This is a genomic window from Streptomyces sp. NPDC017202 (genome assembly GCF_044331705.1).
Taxonomy (GTDB): domain Bacteria; phylum Actinomycetota; class Actinomycetes; order Streptomycetales; family Streptomycetaceae; genus Streptomyces.
On sequence record NZ_JBIRNP010000036.1, the window covers coordinates 23,414 to 40,872 of the forward strand.

Consider the following 17,459-nt stretch of genomic DNA (forward strand, 5'->3'; position numbering starts at 1 on the left):
CGGGCCCGGGAAGCTCGCGTGGTCCGGTCTCGCCGCAGGAGGCCGGTGTCGCGCTGGGGGTGGGTCAGCGCAGTGCCTCGAAGACGCCCTGGCTGGTCTTGCTGTTGAGGACCTCGGTCAGGTCCTGGTTCTCCTTCGCCAGGCGGTTGGCGGAGGTCACGTTCTCCTGGAGGGCGTCGACCATCTTGCTGATCTGGATGACCACCTTCTGCGCCTCGGCGTTCCAGCTGCGGAACAGCTTCAGCAGGGCCTGGCCCTCGTCGCCGCCGACGCCCGAACGCGCGGCGATCTCGGCGACGTTGTTCTGGATCTTCTCGACCTGGGAGCGGGCCGACTCCAGGGAGGAGACACCGCCCAAGCCCTTGGCATAGTCCGCTTTCCTTGCGGCGCTGTCCGCCATGTCGCGTTCCCTTCGTTCGAGCACGTCTCGTCGCACCGTTGTCCGCTGAGGCTAAAGAGAACCCGGCGTTCCGCGCAACGCAGGTTGGGAAAATTTGAGCATCGGTCAGAATGCTTGCGGTGTCGGCAAGTTGTTACGAGGTTTCGGCGAAATGAACACAGCCGGGCCCGCCGCCCCGGCCGATGTGACGCACACCATCCACGAACCCTGCGCGAACCGTCCGCGAGACACGGCGATACGGGCGGAGAACGGTCACGCCGAGGAGGGCGACGGGCATCCGGGCGGACCGTTTCCGGCACGAAGAACCCGCCCGGCCGGGTTTTCCGTCGGCACCCGGCCGGAATATTTGAGCTTTTTCTGAGGTTCGCCATCGCGTTCGGTCCGCGCCGGCATCGTCGGCATCGCCGACTTCCCGCCCGCGGAGCCGAGTTCGGCCCGTGTCTTTCCCGTCCGGCCTTTTTCCTTTTCTTTGGCGCCGTATGCGGCGCTTGCCTCGATCAGCGCGCGGTGTCGGCTGTGCGCACCGTGTCCGCCGTGTCCGTGTTGCCGGGGGTGTCCCCGGCGTCCGCCGTTTCGCCCCCGGCCGTCTCGCCGGCCGTCGCACGCCGCTCCGGCCGGCCGCCGGCGCCGCACTCCGGAGCCGTGACCCTGGGCTCCACGACGCCCGAGGCGGCACTGGGGTCGAGGTCCGCGCCGGTCGGGAGGGCGGCGAGCAGCGGTGCCGGGACCGAGTCGATGTCCGCGGCCTCGTAGCCGAGGGCTTTCAGCGCGTTCTTGCCGGGGACCCGGTACTTCACGCCGTTGTCGGCGACCAGGTAGGTGGTTCCGGCGTGTGCGGCGCCGCTCGCGTTCAGGGCGCGGACCAGGGCGCCGTGGCCGGGCCGCACGACCGTGGCGTCCGTCGGGACGCAGGCCGCCTTCAGCGGCTGGTCGGTGCCCTGCGACACCGCGACCGGGGCGAGCCGGGTGAGCGGCACGAACACCGAACTGATCCGGGCGCCGCCGTCGTCGCCGTCCACCTGCGCGCAGAGCGCGCTGCCGCGCGGCGCGGACTGCGGCAGGGGCGGCGCGTCCGGCAGTTCCGCGGATCCGGCGGTCGCGGAGTCCTTCGCCCGGTGCTCGCGCAGCGCGTCCGCGCCGACCGTGCGCACCTCGGGCGACCGCCCCTGGTAGGCGTCCTTCTGGGTGGCCGGGTCGCCCAGTACGAGGGCGGCGCCGAGCCGGGTCAGCGGCACCAGCCCGTCCTTGCGGAGCAGGTGGTAGGTGCTGTCGCCGCCGGGCACGCTGACCTTGAACAGCTGGCCGATCCGGCTGGCCTCGCCGCCGAGCACCGGGCCCTCCTCGCCGCGCCCCGGCACCGCGGGCGGGCTCAGGGCGGGGCCGGGTGCCAGCGCGTCGAGGAAGGCCGCCGAGACCGGCATCGGCCGCTGGGAGCCGTAGCCGAGGGCGTTGCGGGCGTCGGAGGCGCGGTCCAGCGGCAGTCTGCTGCCCCGCCACACCAGGTACTCGGTGCCGTCCGGCCCGCTGACCAGCACGCCGCGGTCGCCGCCGATGCCGCGGGAGTCCAGGGGCGCGCCGGCCACCACGGTGGTGGTTCCCGGCTTGTCCACCCCGGTGTCCGCCACGACGCCGGAGGTGTCGGGCAGTGCCCCGTCCGGCCCGGTGACGCACAGGTGCCAGGCGCCGTCGTCGAGGCCGCCGGAGTCGGGCAGGGAGTCCGGGGCTCCGGAGATGCCGACCGGGGCGCCCACCGGGACGTCCCGCAGGGAGGGGGTGCGGACGTCCGCGGTCGGCAGGTCGGAGCCGCCGATCAGCCGCGCCGACGCGTAGTTGCGCACCGGGTGCAGGACGCCGTCGGTGCCGGTCCACAGGTACCGGGCGCCGGTGTCGCGGTTGACCACCAGGTGCTCACCGTCGCGCCAGCCGTCGTTCCCGCCGGGACGCAGCAGGCCGTACACGGTGGTGCCCGCGCCGATCAGGACGGTGACCAGTACGCCGAAGACCAGACCGCGGGTGGTGCGCCCGAGCGGGCTCTCCGGGGCGTCCGGGTCGGCCGTCAGCAGGCCCGAGCTGAGCCTGCCCATCATGAACGTGTGGGCGTGTACCTGGTCGCGTTTGGACTGCACGGCCTCTCCTCGAACTCGTTCTCCGTGCCCGCCGTGCGGGTGTGCGGGGTGCGGTGTGCTGGGTGCGGGGTGCGGGTGCGGTGCGCTCAGCCGAACAGGCCGCGCAGCCAGCCGAACAGCCCCGCCACCCAGAGGGTGAGCGGCAGCAGCGCCACCGCGAGGCCGGTGTGCGCGAGTTCCGCGGCACGGCCCCAGTAGGGCAGCACCCGGCGGCCGGGCACCGTCCAGGAGGCGATCACGAGGGCGGCCGCCGCGGCGAGCAGCACCGCGAAGACGACCAGCCGCCCGTCGCCGTGCTGGTCCACCGCCCAGGCGCGGGCCAGCAGCAGCAGTCCGCAGACGCCGGGCACGGCCAGGGTCAGCCGCTGGCCGATGTGCACCAGGCCGCGGCAGTGCAGGAGCAGCAGCAGGCTCAGCGTCAGGGAGGTCAGCACCTCGGGCAGGTCGGGGCGTTCGGCGAGGACGGCCAGGGCGGCCGCGGCGACGACGCCGGTGGCGGCGAAGAGCGCGGTGACCCAGCGTCCGGCCAGCTCGGTGCGTTCGGCGACGTCGCTGCCCGCGTAGGGCTCGATGCCCTCCTGGAGCTGGCCGGCGGAGGACGGCAGCGCCGGCATCCGCATCCCGGCGAGCTTGAAGGCGAACGGCGCCACCGCCCCGGCGCCGAGTGCGACGACCGTCGCCACCAGCGCCGTCGCGGCCGGCGCGTCGAGGTCGGTGTACCCCATCAGGGCCCCGGCGGTCGCACCGGCCAGCGAGACCACCGCCGTGGCCAGGAGGGCCGGGGCGCCGACCGCCGTGGCGGCGAGCGCGAGGACGGCGCCGCCCGCGCCGGCCGCGCCCGCGGCGAGCAGCCGCGCGCCCGCGACCTGCGCCGCGTCCGGGCCGCTCAGGTCGCCGCCGGGCAGCAACCAGCCGGCCAGGGCCAGGCAGGGCGCGACCAGCAGGCCGAGCGCGGTCGCGGAGAGGCGTTCGCCCACCGCGCGGCTGGCCGAGCCCGCGCCCGCGAGCAGCAGCAGCCCGACCAGGGCCGCGCAGGCGGCCCGGGCGGAGCCGGAGCCGGTCACCCCGGGCCGGAGCACCAGCACGAGGGCGGCCACCACCGTCGCCGCCGCGGTGCCCACCAGCAGCCCGCGGGCCGCCTCGGGGCTCCAGTTGTGCAGCCGTCGGCCCGCGGTGTCGGCTATCCCGTCCACCAGGTCGTCCAGGCGGGCCTCGGGCAGCGCCTCGGTGTGCGGGCGCAGGTGGAGTACGTCACCGTCGGCGAGGCCGGCGCGGGCGAGGGTGGTCTCCTCGTCGAGCGGGGGGTCGCCGAGCCGCTGGAGCACCCAGCCGGCGTGGTCGAGTCCGGCCTCCTCGGCCTCCTCCCCGACGTAACGCAGCAGTGTGGGCAGGAGGTCGGCGACCGGCACGTCGGCGGGTACGGCCAGATCGACGCGGACGCTCGGCGCACGTACGGTCAGGCGGCACAGTTCGGCCACCGTGCTGTCGGTCATCAGCTGAACTCTCGACTTCCGTAAAGGCGTTGGCTGGGGGCTTCCCTCGGGAGAGGGGATGTGCGAAGAGTACGGAAGGCCGGCGGGGCCGGGAACGGAGGGTCCGGGCAGAGAAATGGGGTCCGCACACCCGGTGGAGACCTGCCCCGCGTGGACAGGGCGCGTTCCGTGAATGCAGACTACTGCCTACACCCGCCGGATCGTGCTGCGGACCGGACTCCCTGCCCGGTATGGAGTTGTCCATCACGGGAGTTGACCGTCCCCCGCTATCCGTCCGAAACATGCAGTCGGCGTTCACCGCGTCAGGCGGACTCCGGAGAATCAGCTCGGTGCGGCGTTACCCGCCGCCGGGTGCTCCGGTATTTCGGTGCGGGCCGGAAAGCCAGTGAAACCGGAGGTTTCGTTCCTTGAGTGTGGTGCTGTTTCGCCGGCCGGCCCGCCGACGCGGACCCGAGATGCCCGAAGGGCAATTGACCCTTCAGGAGCCGCCCGTACTGGCCGAGACGGTCCCGGACACCTCGGCGATATGGACCTATCTGCCGATGGCGCTGATGTCGGTGTCCATGATGCTGATGTTCCTGCGCCCCGGCGGCGGGAACGGCGTCTTCATGTACCTGGCGATGGGCGTCATGGCGCTCTCCGCCGGTGCCATGCTGCTGGGGCAGCTGATGCGCCGCTCCAGCGAGCGCAAGCAGCGCCTGAAGGGCGAACGCCGCGACTACCTCCGCTACCTGGCGCAGACCCGCAAGCGGGTCCGGGCCACCATCGCGGAGCAGCAGCGGGCGCTCGCCTGGCGCCACCCGGAGCCCGCCTCGCTGCGCTCGCTGGCCCGCACCTCGCGGCTGTGGGAACGCCGCCCGTCCGACGAGGACTTCGGCGAGATCCGGCTCGCGGTCGGCGAACAGCAGCTCGCGCTCACCCTGAACCCGGTCTCCACCCGCCCGGTGGAAGACCTCGAACCGCTCTGCGCGCACGCCCTGCGCCGCTTCGTCCGCGCCTACTCCACCATCCCCGAGCAGCCGCTCGGCCTCTACCTGCGCTCCTCGGCCCGGATCCTGCTGCGTCCCGAGGAAACGTCCGCGGGGGAGTCCGCCGCCCCGGTGCCCGGGGCGGGCGGCGACGCCGAGGGCGGTCCCGGTGCCGAAGCCGTACGCGCCCTGGTGCGCGCCGTGCTCGCGCAGCTCGCGGTGTTCCACGCGCCCGAGGAGCTGTGGCTCGCCCTCTGCGTCGGCGACGACCGGCGGCCCGACTGGGAGTGGGCCAAGTGGCTGCCGCACGCGCTGCACCCGTACGAGGAGGACGGCGCCGGCAAGGTCCGCCGGATCACCGCCGACCTCACCGAGCTGGACGACCTGCTCGGTGCCGAGTTCGCCGAGCGCCCCGGTTTCGACCCGGACGCCCGCCCCGGCCGCGACGAGCCCTACACCGTCGTCGTCCTGGACGGCGTCACCGTCCCCGAGGGCCACCGCTGGGAGGGGCACGGCTACCGCAACGCCGTGGTCCTCGACGTCTCCGGGGCGCTGCGCTGGCGGCCCGGCCGCAACACGCTGCGGCTGACCGTCGGGCCGGACCGGGTGAACCTGGTGCGCACCGACCGCAGCCGCAAGGAGCGTTCCGTGCCGCTCGGCCGGCCGGACCGGCTCGGCCCGCTCGGCGCGGAGTCGCTGGCCAGGCTGCTCGCCCCCCGCCGGATGAGTCTGGGCACCGACGTCGCGCAGCCGCTGGACACCGACGTCGAACTGACCACCCTGCTCGGCATTTCCGACCTGCACCGGCACGAACCGCGCGCCCTCTTCGACCGGCACACCGGCTCGGCGCGGCTGCGGGTGCCGATCGCGGTCGGCGTGGACGGGCGCCCGGTGGAACTCGACATCAAGGAGTCCGCGCAGGGCGGCATGGGCCCGCACGGCATGCTCATCGGCGCCACCGGCTCCGGCAAGAGCGAACTGTTGCGGACCCTCGTCCTCGGCCTCGCCCTGACCAACTCCTCCGAGACCCTCAACTTCGTCCTGGTCGACTTCAAGGGCGGCGCCACCTTCCTCGGCCTGGAGGAACTGCCGCACACGTCCGCCGTCATCACCAACCTCGCCGACGAAGTCGCCCTGGTGGAACGCATGCAGGACGCGCTGCACGGCGAACTCATCCGCCGCCAGGAACTGCTGCGCGCCGCCGGCAACTACACCTCCGCCCTGGAGTACGAGCGGGCGCGCGCCGCCGGGGCGGCCCTCACCCCGCTGCCCAGCCTGTTCGTGGTGGTCGACGAGTTCAGCGAACTCCTTTCCGCCCACCGGGAGTTCATGGACCTGTTCGTGATGATCGGCCGTCTCGGCCGCTCCCTGGGAGTGCACCTGCTGCTCGCCTCGCAGCGCCTGGACGAGGGCCGTATGCACCAGTTGGAGAGCCACCTGTCGTACCGGGTCGGCCTGCGCACCTTCTCCGCCATGGAGAGCCGCGGCGTACTCGGCGTGCCGGACGCCTACGAGCTGCCGGCCCAGCCGGGCAGCGGCTACCTGAAGTCCGGGGTGGAGTCCCTGACCCGGTTCCGGGCCGCCTACTCCTCGGGCGTCTACCGGCGCCGCACCGGCGCGGTGGTGCAGGCCCGGGTGGCCAGCCAGGTGGTGCCGTGGACCAGCGGCTGGGTGGTGCCCCGCACGCTGGAGGCGGCGCCCGAGCCGGAGCCGGAGACGGAGGAGACCGACGACGAGGAGACGCTCCTCGACGTGGCCCTCGACCGGCTGCGCGGCTCCGGGCCCGCCGCCCACGAGGTGTGGCTGCCGCCGCTGGACGAGCCCTCCCCGCTGGACGCCCTGCTGCCCGGCATCGCCCCCGACCCCGAGCGCGGCCTCAGCGCCGCCGGCTGGCCCGGGACCGGCAGGCTGCGGGTCCCGGTCGGCCTGGTGGACAAGCCCTTCGAGCAGCGCCGCGACCCGCTGGTCGTGGACCTGTCGGGAGCGGGCGGCCACGTCGCCGTCGCGGGCGGCTCGCAGAGCGGCAAGTCCACCCTCGCCCGCACGCTGATCGCCGCCCTCGCCCTCACCCACACCCCCGCCGAGGTCCAGTTCTACTGTCTCGACTTCGGTGGCGGCGGTCTCTCCCAGCTCGCCGCGCTCCCCCACGTCGGCGGTGTCGCGCCGCGCCTCAACCCGGAGCGGGTACACCGGGCGGTCGCCGAAGTGATGACGCTGCTGGCCCGCCGCGAGCAGTTCTTCGTCGACCACACCCTGGACTCCATGCAGTCCTACCGCCGCCGCCGGGCCGCCGGGGAGTTCCCCGACGAGCCCTTCGGCGACGTCTTCCTGGTGGTCGACGGCTGGTCCACGGTCCGCCAGGACTACGACGACCTGGTCCCCAAGTTCAACGAACTCGCCGCCCGCGGCCTGAACTACGGCATCCACCTGATCATCACCACCACCCGCTGGGTGGAGCTGTCCGCCCAGGTCCGGGACCAGTCGGCCACCCGCCTGGAACTGCGGATGGGCGACCCGATGGACTCCGAGATCGACACCCGCAAGGCCCGCTCGGTGCCGCGCACCGGCGGCCGGGGCATCACCTCCGACAGCAAGATGCACTTCCTCGCCGGCCTGCCCCGCCTGGACGGCAGCGGCTCCCTCGACGACCTCGGCGAGGGCGTCGCCCACCTGGTCTCCGAGGTGGCGCGGCACTGGACCGGAGCGCCGGCCCCGCAGATCCGGATGCTGCCGCACCGGCTCCCGCTCTCCGAACTCCCCGCGCCCGAAGGCACCGAGGGGGGCGGCATGCGGCTGCCGCTCGGCATCGATCAGGACATGCTGGAACCGGTCTGGCACGACTTCAGCCGCACCCCGCACCTGATCGTGGTCGGCGACACCGAGAGCGGCAAGACCAACCTGCTGCGGTGCGTCACCCAGGGCATCACCGCCCACTACGCCCCCCACGAGGCGAAGATCATCGCCGTGGACTACCGCCGCACGCTGGTGGACGCCGTCCCCGAGGAGTACCGCATCGGGCACGTGATCTCCCTGGACAACCTCAAGGAGACCATCGAGGGGGCGGCCCGCGCGATGAAGACCCGCGTCCCCGGCGCGGACATCGCGCCCGCCCGCATGCGCCAGTGCGACTGGTGGACCGGCCCGCGGCTGTTCATCCTGGTCGACGACTACGACATGGTGTCCGGCGCCAACACCTTCCAGAGCCCCTTCGAGCCGCTCTTCGAGAACCTGACCCTCGGCTTCGAGATGGGCCTGCACCTGGTCGTCGCCCGCAGCGCCATGGGCGCGGGCCGCGGCCTCAGCGACGCCCTCGTCCGCCGGCTCGACGAGGCGAACAACCCCGCCGTCCTGCTCTCCTGCCCGCCCACGGAGGGCCGTCTCTTCGGCAACACGAAACCGCTCAACCTCCCGCCCGGCCGTGCCCTGCACATCGCGCGCCGCCGGGCGCGGCTGATGCAGACGGCGCTGGTGGAGGAGAGCACGCCGTAGAGGGACCGCCCCGCCGCCCCGGCCCCCCAGACGCCGGGGCGTCGGGGCGTCGGAGGGGGAACGGCTGGAACGGCGGGAACGCCGAGAACACGGATACGGCGGGGGTCACCTGAGGGTGGCCCCCGCCGCCGGGCGTCGGGCGTCGGGCGTCGGTCATCGGGCGTCGTGAACCGCCGGCGGTCGAGTGCGCGCGGGTTCAGCTCATTCCCGCGCCGTCGGTCCCGCCTCCGCCGGGCGCCAGCCGCGGGCGCGGGCCCGGGAGAAGGCGAAGCCGGCCCACAGGACGGCGAGGACGGCGGCGGAGCCGAGGAGGACCAGCAGCCCGGCGCGGCCGGTGGCACGGTCGGCGGAGGCGGTGTCGCGGACCGTCACGGGGTCCGCGGCCCGCTCGTCGGCGGCGGTGGACGCGGCGGCGTCGCCGAGGACCGTGGTGACGGCGGCGTAGGGATCCAGCTGGGGGATGTCCGCCGGGTAGGCGGTGGCGGTGAGGCGGCGGGTGACGGCGTCGGCCGAGTCGTCGGGGTGGGCGGCGCGGACCACCGCGGCGGCCCCGGCGGTGTAGGCGGTGGCCACCGAGGCGCCGCCGCCCAGGTAGTGGCCCTTGCCGCGCGGGCCGCCGGAGACCACCCCGGCGCCGGGGGCGGCCAGGTCGATGCCGTCGGTGGGCAGGGCGCCCTTGGGGCGGGTGCCGCCGGGCAGCATGTCGGCGACCGACAGGACCCCGGGTTCGCCGGCCGGCCAGTAGGTGCGGGACGGGATGTCGTCGGTGCCGCCCCGGGACGGCGGGTCCGGGGTGGCCGCGGCGACCACCACCGCGCCCGCGCGGCGGGCCTCGGCGACCGCACGGGTCAGCGCCGCGTCACGGCGGGGCAGGGCCACCGCGACCGCGATCACTCCCGCCCGTGCCTCGGTCGCGTCGCGCAGCGCCCGCACGACCAGGTCGGCGCTCGCCGTGCCGCGCTCGTCGGTGCCGCGCAGGGCGAGGATCTTCGCGCCCGGCGCGACCCCGGCCAGGCGGGGGCTGGCCCCGCCGGTCCCTGCGATCAGCCCGGCCAGGAAGGTGCCGTGTCCCACGCAGTCGTCTGCGGCCGCGCCCTGGGCGGAGACCCGGCCGTCGAGTCCGGCGGCACCGGTGGCGACCCCGGTGTCGATCAGCGCGACGGTCACGCCGGCCCCGGTGCCGTGCCCGTGCAGCCGGTCCAGGTCGAGGCGCTGGCGCGACCAGTCCTGCTTCTCCGCCTTCTCCTTGGAGGCGGGGGTGCAGGTCACGTCGTCGGCCTCGGCGTCGAACGCGGACGGCATGGCGGGCAGTTGCTGGCCCTTCCCGTCGGCCGCCGGCATGCCGGACGGGGGCGCCGCGTGCGCCGGGACGGCCGTGGGCAGCAGCAGGGCGGCGGCGAGGCCGGCGCCGGACACCAGGCGGGCGGCCCCGCGGACGGGCCGCCTCACCGGGGAGCCGTTCCCGGTGCGGTGACGGCCACGTCCTCGGGCAGGAGGATGCGCAGGTCGTCCAGGGTGGGCGCGGCCAGCGAGCTGAGCCGTCCCGCCTGCCGGGTGACCATCGACTCGACCACCTGGCGGGCCAGGCGGGCGTTGCCGAAGGAGCGGTCCCGGGGCAGGGCGTCGAAGTACTCCTTGAGCAGGGGGCCGGTGCCGGGTCCGCACTCGTAGCCCATGCTCGTGGCCTGGGAGCGCACGATGGTGACCAGTTCCTCGGAGGAGTAGTCGGCGAAGGTGATCCGGCGCGGGAAGCGGGAGGACAGGCCAGGGTTGGAGCCGAGGAAGCGTTCCATCTCGTCGGTGTAGCCGGCGACGATGACGACCACCTCGTCGCGGTGGTCCTCCATCAGTTTCAGCAGGGTGTCCACCGCCTCCTGGCCGAAGTCGGCGCCGCCGCCGCGCGGGGTGAGGGTGTACGCCTCGTCGATGAACAGCACGCCGCCGCGGGCCCGTTCGAAGACCTCGCGGGTGAGCTGGGCGGTGTGGCCGATGTAGCGGCCGACCAGGTCGGCGCGGGCCGCCTCGACCAGCTGGCCCCGTTCGAGGATGCCGAGCTGGGTCAGGATCTGCCCGTAGAGGCGGGCGACGGTGGTCTTGCCGGTGCCGGGCGGGCCGGTGAAGACCAGGTGGTGGCTGAGCGAGGGCACCGGCAGCCCGGCGGCGGCCCGGTGGCGGGCGGTGGTGATGAGGTTGACCAGGTCCGCGACGTCGCGCTTGGCCTCGGCCAGGCCGATCATGTCGCCGAGGCGGGTGAGCGGGTCGTCGGCCGGGGCGGCGGTCTCGGCCGCCGCGGCGGCGGCGGTGGGCGAGACGTCCTCCGGCAGCAGCAGCCGCAGGTCGCGCTCGCCGACCTGCGGCAGGGCGGCGAGCCGGACCGCCTGCCGGTCCACCATCTCCTCGAACACCCCGCGCGCGGCACGTCCGTTGCCGAAGCCGGCGTCCCGCGGCATCGCCCCGAAGTGCGCGGCCAGCGCCGCCGCGGTGCCCTCGCCCAGCTCGTACTGGTGCTGGGCGCACATGTTCTCCATGATCGCGACCAGCTCGGGAACCGAGTAGTTCTCGAACTCGACGGTCCGGGAGAAGCGGGAGGCCAGACCCGGGTTGGAGCCGAGGAAGGACTCCATCTCGCGGGAGTAGCCGGCCGCGACCACCACCACGTCGTCGCGGTGGTCCTCCATCAGTTTCAGCAGGGTGTCCACCGCCTCACGGCCGAAGTCGGCGCCGCCGTTGCCGCTGTCGGCGGTGAGCGTGTACGCCTCGTCGATGAACAGCACGCCGCCGAGCGCCCGTTGGAAGGTCTCGCTGGTCTTGATCGCGGTGCCGCCGACGACCTGGGCGACCAGGTCGGCCCGGGAGACCTCCACCAGGTGCCCGCTGCGCAGCGAGCCCAGTTCGGCGAGGATCGCCCCGTAGAGGCGGGCGACGGTGGTCTTGCCGGTGCCGGGCGGGCCCGCGAAGATCAGGTGCCGGCTCATCGGCGGGGCGGGCATGCCGAGCTGTTCGCGGCGTTGGGCGAGCTGGGTCAGGTTGACCAGGGTGCGCACCTGCTGCTTGACGTTCTCCAGGCCGATCAGCGCGTTGAGGGCGCCGAGCGGGCCGTCCTCGCGGTCCGGCGCGGGCCCGTCGGCGGCGCCCGAACCGGCGGGGTCGGTGTTCTCGGCGCTGCCGGTGCCCCAGGCGTCCCGCTTGCCGTTGCCGGTGCTCTTCAGGCCCTCCACGGCGAGCCGTTCGCCGGGCGTGGTCTGCACCAGGCCGCCGCCCTCGTTCTCCCGGGCGAGGCAGTTCACGAGCGAGACCGGCGCGGTGGACTCCACCCGGAAGCCGTCCTGGGCGCCGCCGTTGGCCTCGCAGCCGCTGAGGGAGGCGAGAGCGCCCTCGCGCAGCAGGAAGCCGTGGCCCTTGGCGGCGTGCGCCACGGTGCGGCTGGCGGTCAGTTCGCCGCCCCCGGCGACCACCACGCCCTCCTCGCCGGAGATCTCGACGCGGAAGTCGCGGACGGTGACGTTGCCGCCGTCCTCCACCACCAGACCGCTGACGGCGGCGTCGGAGACCCCGCCCCCGGCCAGGTAGAGGGTGCTGCCGGAGGCCACGTGCACTCCCGTGCCCCCGGGCCGGACGATCTCGCAGTCCTCGGCGCGGCCGCGGGCGTTCGCGGTCGCGGAGATGCCGTCGCCGGAGGGCTCCACCAGCCGGGCCCGGCGCAGCAGCGGGTTGGCGCCGCCGCGCACCGCGACGGCGGGCGAGCAGCCGATCACCTCCAGGCGGTCCAGTTCCGGCGCCGAGTCCTCCTCCAGGAGCAGCCCGGTGTGCTCGCAGTCGCGGACCGTCAGGCCGGTCAGTGCCGGGGAGGCGGCCCCGGCGACCCGCAGCGCCGCGCCCTGCGCGCCGTCCACCCAGCAGTCCTCGAAGGTGCCGCGCGCCCGGTCGGTGACCAGGATGCCGTGCCCGCGGGTGCGCGAGACCCGGCAGCGGCGCAGCACCGGGTCGGTGCCCGAGGCCAGCGCGATCCCGTTCCCCGACGCTCCGGTGACGCGGACGTCCTCCAGGGTCGTACGGCCCGTGCTGCTCAGGTGCACGCCGGTGCTGGTGTCGTGCACCACGGTGCGGACCACCGTCAGGGAGCAGTTCTGTTCGAGGGCGAGGGACGGCTTGTCGGTGGAGGAGATGTCGCAGTCCTCGACCGTGCCGCGGGCCTCGCCGTTGGCGAGCAGGCCGTTGCCGCGGGCGTCGCGCACCGTGCAGCCGCGGACGCGGGCCTCGCCCTGCTCGGCGAGGACCAGGCCGCTGGTGCCCAGGTTCTCCAGGGTGCAGGACTCCACGGTGGTGGGCGTGGTGGAGGTGACCACGATGCCCGCGCCCTGCGGGTTGCTCACCCGGCAGTCCCGCAGCGCGAGGGAACCGGTGCCCCCTGCCAGCATCGCCGTCCAGGCGGCGCCGACGACCTCGCAGCCGTCGAACGCGGCCTGCCCGCGCCGCACGTCCACGGCCGGCAGTTCGGCGTCGCCGCCGCGCAGGGTCAGTTCGGACAGCATCACGGCGTCGGCGCGCAGCGCGAGCACACTGCCCGAACGCGGCCGGATCTCCACGGTGCCCCGCCCCTCGGCGGCGGTGAGGGTGACCCTGGTCTGGATCACCAGGTTCTCGGCGTACGTCCCGGGCCGGACGCTGATGAGTGCGCCGGTTCGGGCCGCCGCGAGTGCCTCACCGATCGTCCGGTAGCGGTCCCGGTCCCCGGGACCGACCGTCAGTACCTGGCGCGACACGCACCAACCTCCTTGCCGCGGGGGCGTTTTCCAGCGGGTGCCCCGTTCGTCGGGGACCCGTGTCGGCGAACCGACGGTGCCATCATGCCTCGTCCTGGGGGCGGGCGGTCGGCGGGAGGGGTGCTCTCCGCCCGGGGCCTGCGGTCAGACGCTCCACTTCTGGTTGTCGCGGCCGTTGCAGGTCCACAGTTGCAGCGGGGCGCCGTTGCCCCGGTTGTTGTCCCTGATGTCGACGCATTTGCCGACGACGGTGTTGACCAGGTCGTGCGCGGAGTTGAGCACGAACTGCTGGGCGGCGTTGCCGTTGCACCAGGCGATCTGGATGGTCGTGCCGTCGTTGTAGTTCGCGCCGGCCACGTCGAGGCACTTGCCCTGGATGCGGATGGTGCCGTCGGAGGCGAACTGCCACTTCTGCGCGGGGCTGCCGTTGCAGTCCCACGCCCACAGTGCCTTGCCGTCGCTGAAGTCGCCGTCCGGTACGTCGACGCAGCGTCCCGAGAGGTGACTGCGCAGGGAGACGTAGCCGCTGAAGGTCACGGCCGAACCGGCGTTCGCCGCCTGGTTCTTGCCGGTGCCCGACGCCGCGCCGCCGGCGGCCGGCTTGCTGCCGCCGGAGTCGTTGCCGCTGCCGGACTTCTGCGTGCTGCCCTGCTTCGTGGGCTTGGCCTGCTGGGAGGCCTCCCGCTTCGGCTCGTCCTTGCCCGCCCCCTTGGCCGGGGCCGACGCGGCGGCTTCCCGCACCGGCTTGCCGGGCTTCGCCGAGGATTTGGGGCTCTCGCCCGAGGAACCGGTGACGGGCTGGGTCACCGCGAACTCGCCGGGCGCCTCCCCCGCGTTCCCGCCGAGGACGGTCTCCGCCGCCGTCGGTGCCGTCCGGGTCTTGTCGTCGTGCCCGCCGAGCACCAGGAACGGCACGGACACGAGCAGCGCCCCTCCGACCGCGGCCCCGGCCAGCACCGCCTTGCCCGGCCGTCCGACCGGGCCGGTCTGCCGCGGCCGGTCGATCGCGGTGGCGGTCATGGTCCGTACGAGCGCGGGCAGCCGGCTCTTGGCCGCCGCGGCGGCACCCGGGTCGGCCTCGGTCTCGGACCGGCCCGCGGCAGCACCGGAGGCGGACTCGGGGGCGGTCTCGGGGGCGGTCTCGGGGGCGGTCTCGGGGGCGGTCTCGGCCTCGGACCGGCTGCCGGAGGTCGCCGCGCTCGCGGTCTCGCCGCCGACGGCTTCGGCGGTCTCCGGACCGGCGCCCCGGGCGGGCGCCTTCCCGGCCTCGGCGGCCTGCGCGGCTCCTGCCCCAGCGGGGCCGGGGCGGGAGCCGGCGTCGGCGCCGGTCTCTGCCCCGGTCCCCGCCGCCGCCTTCGTCTCTGCCGCTGCCGCTGGCTCGGTCCCTGCCTTTGCCGCTGCCGTTGCCTCTGGCTCGGTCTCCGGCGTCGTCTCTGCCGAATCGGGCTCGGTCCTCGCCGCCGTGGGCCGGGAGACGGTGGCCGCCACGGCGGTGGCGGCCGTCTCCTCGCCGTCGGAGCCGGACTCCGCCCCGGGGGGGCTGGAGGGTTGCTGGGCCGAACGCGTCACGGGGTCCTCCCTGTGATGTGGGGCCGGGGTTCAGGGGAGTTGTCGGCCAGGTCCGCGGAGGTGGCCGGGTCCGGGGCCGGGGGGCCGGTACGGTCCGTCGTGCCGGAGAGGGCGCCGGAGTCCCCCTCCACCACGGCGTCCGTCGCGGGCGCCCCCTCGTCGCCCGGTCCTGGTACGGGTGCCGGTGCGAGGAGACTGTCCGCGGGAACGAACAGGGGGGCCACGGCCCCGGCGTTGACCATCAGCTGGGTGCCGGAACCGCTCAGTGAACGGGCCAGCTCCGCTGCCGGAAGCGTGTCATGGCTGAGTGCCGCGGACATGAACTCGTGTGCCGGCGAGGTGAACAACAGGACCACGGGCGCCCCGTCCCGCCCGACGGCCGTGAGCGGCCCGCCGTCCGGTCCGCGCACCACCGTGACGTCCGCCTCCGCGAGCGCCGCGAGCGCGTCGTCCACCGAACCGTAGCCGGTGGCGGCCCGCTGTGCCGCCGCGTCCACGGGGTCGGTGGGCTCCGGCCAGCCGAGCACCCGCGCCGAGGGCCGGTACGCCGGGTTGGCGCGGTAGTCCCCCACGCCCCCGCTGTCGTCCGACCGCCACTCCCCCAGCACCGCCCACTCCGGCGGCGTCCGCTCCTCGGTCCACTCCGGATCGACCATCCCGATCCAGTGCCCCGGCGCGCGGCGGGCGGCGGCCCGCACGGCCTCGGGTATCCCGGGGACGTCGCCGGGTTCGGGGACCGTCGTGACGGGTGCTTCGGGGGCTGTGGTCGGCCCGGAGCCCTCGGGCACCGCGGACGAGGCGTCGTGCCCGCCCTCCTGCCGTTCTCCGGGCCGCATCTCCACCTGAACTCTTGGGTCCGTACGACTTTCCTGGGTGCCGAACGACCTGCGCGCACGACGGCGCTGATCAGATCGGGAGTCAACAGGATGCCACAGCTGCCCTGTTGACGGGTGACCGGGGAAGGTCCGTATCGGGCCTCGGCGTGCCCGTTCGCCGCCCGAGTGGGGAACTTTCCGGGAGCAGTGAGGCGTGGGGGGACAAAGCGACGGGGCGTTCCCGACGGGGAAGCGGCCGTATCCGAAGCGACGGGCTAAGTTGGTTACGCCGTCGGACCCGTCGACGTGCGGCCTTCCGGCCGGACGTCCGGGCCAGGGCCGTACGGGAGGACCTCGCGGCTCGGGAAAGGCGTCGGATCGACTCGCGGCCCCGACCGCCGCGGGTCACGCGGATCCGGCGACCGGGACCGTGCCGATGCGGCCCGCCCGGACCCGGTACCGGCCCGACGCCCGCCCCCGCGCCGGGCGTTCGTCCGGTACGGCCGCTGAACGGGTCGCCCGGGTTCCGTCACTGACAGCTCCCCCACCGACTGCTCGGCCACCGAGGAGGAGTACCGCATGTCCCCCCAGCCCCCCGCCCCCCGTGCGAACGCGGAGGCGGCCGCCGCCCGCGCGGAAGAGGCCGGCTCCCCGCCCACGCCCTCGGCACCGGAGGAGAGCGCCGGCTCGTCACCCGCGTCCCCCGCCGCGGAGGAGAGCGCGGGCTCTGCGGCCACGCCCTCCGCACCGGAGGGGAAGGCGCCGAGCCCCGCGGCAGTCCCCGCCGCCGGGTCCGGCACCACCGCGACCACCACCGCGACCGCGACCGGGGAGACCACCACCGCCCCGGCCTCGCCCCCGCCCCCGGCCGCCACCGCCGCCACCGTCCCCGCCGGGACCGCCGGGGCGTCCGAGGAGGGCGTCGCCGTGGCGGCGGCCGTCGGGACGGCGCCGCCGGGCTCCAGGACCGGCACCGGCAGCGGACGCCCGCGCAAGCCGGTCCTGGCGGGGGCGGCCTTCGTCGGCGCCGCCCTGATCGCCATACCGCTGCTGCTGGCCGGGAGCGCGAAGGACGAGGGGCACCGGGACGGCGCGACGGGGCTGGCGGCGGAGGGCGCCGACACCGTCCTGAACCCGGAGTCCGCCCCGGCCTCCCTCGGCGACTACGTGGCCGGCCTGCCCAGTTCGTCGCCGACTTCGGCGAAGCCGCGGAAGAGCGCGGTCCCGAAGGCCGCCGTCGCCCAGCCCGTCGCGCCCGCACCGGCGCCGAGGACGAGCAGCCCGCCCGAGAAGAAGACAACGCCGACCCCGAAGCCGAAGCCCAAGCCCAAGGCGGCCCCGAAGCCGGTCTGGAGCACCGAGACCGTCTACGCGACCAGTGTTCTGGAGGTCAACCAGGCCTGGACCACCAACCGCATCCGCATGGTGATGCAGACGGACGGCAACCTCGTCGTCTACAACGAGCAGGGCAAGCCCCTGTGGGCGTCCATGACCTTCGGCGAGAACCACCGGGCGATCTTCCAGGCCGACGGCAACCTCGTCATCCACAACGGCGACGACCGTCCGATCTGGGCCTCCAAGAGCCACGGCCACGACAACGCCCAGCTGGTCCTGCGGGCCGACGCCAAGGTGGTCATCCTGCACAACGGCACGGTCATCTGGTCCACCTGACGCCGTACGGCCGCGGAACGCACGCGGGCCCCGGTGCCGTGAGGGCACCGGGGCCGGGGTGTGGGGTGGTTCAGCTGGTGCTGAGCATGCCTTCGCGCAGGCGGGTCAGGAGGCGGGAGATCAGCCGCGAGACGTGCATCTGGGAGACACCGAGGCGTTCGCCGA

10 protein-coding genes are annotated in these 17,459 nt (G+C 74.7%); 2 read left to right on the forward strand and 8 right to left on the reverse strand.

Annotated elements, in window-relative coordinates:
* Positions 1–64 precede the first annotated feature (64 nt).
* From ACH4N1_RS34090 to eccD, 3 genes are all read right to left on the reverse strand, one after another.
* On the reverse strand, positions 65–400 hold the full coding sequence (locus ACH4N1_RS34090; RefSeq protein WP_398104265.1) for a hypothetical protein: 336 nt from the start codon (positions 398–400) through the stop codon (positions 65–67).
* A gap of 497 nt (positions 401–897) precedes the next feature.
* Entirely contained in the window at positions 898–2,526 is a 1,629-nt protein-coding gene (gene eccB, locus ACH4N1_RS34095; protein ID WP_398104266.1) for a type VII secretion protein EccB, read from the reverse strand.
* A gap of 86 nt (positions 2,527–2,612) precedes the next feature.
* Entirely contained in the window at positions 2,613–4,019 is a 1,407-nt protein-coding gene (gene eccD, locus ACH4N1_RS34100; protein ID WP_398104268.1) for a type VII secretion integral membrane protein EccD, read from the reverse strand.
* Between the two features lie 455 nt (positions 4,020–4,474).
* Here eccD and eccCa point away from each other — a divergent pair, with 455 nt between their 5' ends.
* Positions 4,475–8,476, forward strand: coding sequence for a type VII secretion protein EccCa (gene eccCa / locus ACH4N1_RS34105; RefSeq protein ID WP_398104270.1), 4,002 nt, complete (start codon positions 4,475–4,477; stop codon positions 8,474–8,476).
* Positions 8,477–8,677: 201 nt separating this feature from the next.
* Here eccCa and ACH4N1_RS34110 read toward each other — a convergent pair whose 3' ends face one another.
* The 4 genes from ACH4N1_RS34110 to ACH4N1_RS34125 form a co-directional block, all read right to left on the reverse strand.
* Complete coding sequence (locus tag ACH4N1_RS34110; RefSeq protein WP_398104272.1) at positions 8,678–9,925, reverse strand: S8 family serine peptidase; 1,248 nt, start codon at positions 9,923–9,925, stop codon at positions 8,678–8,680.
* On the reverse strand, positions 9,922–13,239 hold the full coding sequence (locus ACH4N1_RS34115) for a right-handed parallel beta-helix repeat-containing protein (protein WP_398104274.1): 3,318 nt from the start codon (positions 13,237–13,239) through the stop codon (positions 9,922–9,924). The genes ACH4N1_RS34110 and ACH4N1_RS34115 overlap by 4 nt, the downstream gene beginning before the upstream one ends.
* Positions 13,240–13,383: 144 nt before the next feature.
* Positions 13,384–14,808 (reverse strand): ricin-type beta-trefoil lectin domain protein, encoded by a 1,425-nt coding sequence (locus ACH4N1_RS34120; protein ID WP_398104276.1) that lies wholly within the window; start codon positions 14,806–14,808, stop codon positions 13,384–13,386.
* Complete coding sequence (locus ACH4N1_RS34125) at positions 14,805–15,644, reverse strand: type VII secretion system-associated protein (RefSeq protein ID WP_398104278.1); 840 nt, start codon at positions 15,642–15,644, stop codon at positions 14,805–14,807. The genes ACH4N1_RS34120 and ACH4N1_RS34125 overlap by 4 nt, the downstream gene beginning before the upstream one ends.
* A 558-nt stretch (positions 15,645–16,202) precedes the next feature.
* Between ACH4N1_RS34125 and ACH4N1_RS34130 the strand changes: the two genes are divergently transcribed.
* Positions 16,203–17,294: a mannose-binding protein gene (locus tag ACH4N1_RS34130; RefSeq protein WP_398104280.1), complete on the forward strand. Its 1,092-nt coding sequence runs from the start codon at positions 16,203–16,205 to the stop codon at positions 17,292–17,294.
* A gap of 70 nt (positions 17,295–17,364) precedes the next feature.
* On the opposite strand, the gene ACH4N1_RS34135 is transcribed toward ACH4N1_RS34130, so the two are convergent.
* A partial coding sequence (locus ACH4N1_RS34135; protein ID WP_366061952.1) for a sigma factor-like helix-turn-helix DNA-binding protein occupies positions 17,365–17,459 on the reverse strand: 95 nt, incomplete at its 5' end.

Bases quoted from the DNA above. Each gene is read 5' to 3' on its own strand.
- ACH4N1_RS34090 (WP_398104265.1), bottom strand. From the start codon at position 400: ATGGCGGACAGCGCCGCAAGGAAAGCGGACTATGCCAAGGGCTTGGGC.
- eccD (WP_398104268.1), bottom strand. From the start codon at position 4,019: ATGACCGACAGCACGGTGGCCGAACTGTGCCGCCTGACCGTACGTGCG.
- eccCa (WP_398104270.1), top strand. From the start codon at position 4,475: ATGCCCGAAGGGCAATTGACCCTTCAGGAGCCGCCCGTACTGGCCGAG.
- ACH4N1_RS34125 (WP_398104278.1), bottom strand. From the start codon at position 15,644: ATGCGGCCCGGAGAACGGCAGGAGGGCGGGCACGACGCCTCGTCCGCG.
- ACH4N1_RS34130 (WP_398104280.1), top strand. From the start codon at position 16,203: ATGTCCCCCCAGCCCCCCGCCCCCCGTGCGAACGCGGAGGCGGCCGCC.